At 48.7% G+C, this 1680-nt stretch carries 1 protein-coding gene; it reads right to left on the reverse strand.

Annotation, left to right across the window (positions count from 1 at the left end; translation table 11 throughout):
- Positions 1 to 292: 292 nt before the first annotated feature.
- On the reverse strand, positions 293 to 1680 hold a 1388-nt coding region (locus ACTHUT_RS19870; RefSeq protein ID WP_440419541.1), incomplete at its 5' end, for a murein hydrolase activator EnvC family protein.

Here is a 1680-nt window from a genome sequence, read left to right on the forward strand (position 1 = left end):
CTCAGACTGAGGGCGATGCCGCTAAATGCGCCGAGAGTGTAGATTGCAACTTTTTTCAAAGTGGATTTTGTTGACATTCGTTTGACTTTCTTTTTGTGTACGGTAAGCAAAGTGGTTTTTGTTTTCTTTGAACACGTTGACTTTATTTGATTTAAACGCTTGGAACAATAAGTTTAAGGTAAAAGTTTGTTGTTTAATGTGCTGAACAGGCGTGAAAATCGTGTTTTATTGTAGTTTATGATGAAAATTCAGACGGCCTGAAGGGGAAAACTCACTCAGGCCGTCTGAAACATCAGTTAATCCATGAAAGCGGATTCATGACTTGTCCGTTGTAGCGGACTTCAAGGTAAAGGCCGGTTTCGCCCGACGGCAAAGTGCCGCTGGTGCCAATCTTGCTGCCGGCATTGACGGCGTAGTTTTGGGCGATGTCGATTTCGTTCAGGCCGGAGTAAATGCTGACATAGCCGTCGCCGTGGTCGAGGACGACTACTTTGCCGTAGCCTTCAAGTTCGCCGGCAAAAGTAACCGTGCCTGAGGCAATGCTGCTGACCGGAGTAGGAACGGTATTGTAGAACACGCCTTTCCAAACTTCGCCATCGCCGCGGTCTTGACCAAACAGGCCTGCCAGTGTGCCGTTGACCGGTTTTTTCAGACGGCCTTGCATACGGCTGAAGCTGTTGGCGTTGCTGACGGTAAAGCCTTGGGTGTTCGGGGCTTGCAGTTTCATGTCTTCGTCAGTCAGCGTGGACATGGCGGCGCGTTCGGCTTCGGCTTTTTGTTGGGCGGCAGCCTGCTCTTTGCGGGCTTTTTCGGCAGCGGCCAAGCGGGCTTCGGCGGCTTTTTTACGTGCTTCGGCTTCGGCTTTGCGTTGCTCGGCTTTGCGTTTTTCCAAATCTTTCAAGAGATTGTTGAGGCGTTGTTCGTTTTCTCTATGGTTGATTTTCTTTTGCGCTTCTTTGGCTATTTGCGCGTTTTGACGGCGGCTTTCAGCTTGTTCGGCGGTATTGGTTACGCCTTGTTGACGCAAAGAAGCTTGGATATTGGCTTGCAGTTTTTTCAGGTAAGCCAATTCATTGTTGATTTTTTGCTCTTGCGCTGCCAGCTCTTTCTGTTGTTTTTCCAAGTCTCTCATGACTTGGTCGTTGGCGTTGTTGATATAACGCGTGTAACGCAGGAAGCGGGTCTTTTGACCGGCATCGGCGTTTTTCAGGAAGAGGGCGACCGCGTTGGGCTGGCTGTTTTTATAGTTGCCGGACACAAAGCGCGAAATTTGGGCGCGCGTGTTGGAAACTTCGGCTTTCAACTGGTTGGCATCGGCATTGAGCTTTTGGAATTTTTCCCATGCGTCGCGTTGTTTGCGGTTGATGCCGGAGAGGTTGTTGCGTGTTTGTTGCAGTTGTTTGAGCGTGGCATTGACATGGATAATGAAACCCTCGTTGCGTTTTGCAAAGGATTTCTTGGTTTCCATATCGTTGGCGGCGGCAGTTACGGCTGCTTTGAAATCGTTGTCGGCTGAAGAAGCGGCTTTAGGCTCAACTTTAGGCTCGGCTTTTTTGTTTTGCTCTTTGGCTTTTGTGTCTTTTTTAGTGTCTTTTTTGTCTTCAACAGTTTTTTTTGCAGTCTCTTTGGCTTCTTTAGCGTCGGCCTTTTTGTCTTCGGCTGCTTTTTTTACGGGCTCTT

It is taken from the genome of Neisseria sp. P0022.S010, assembly GCF_051956635.1.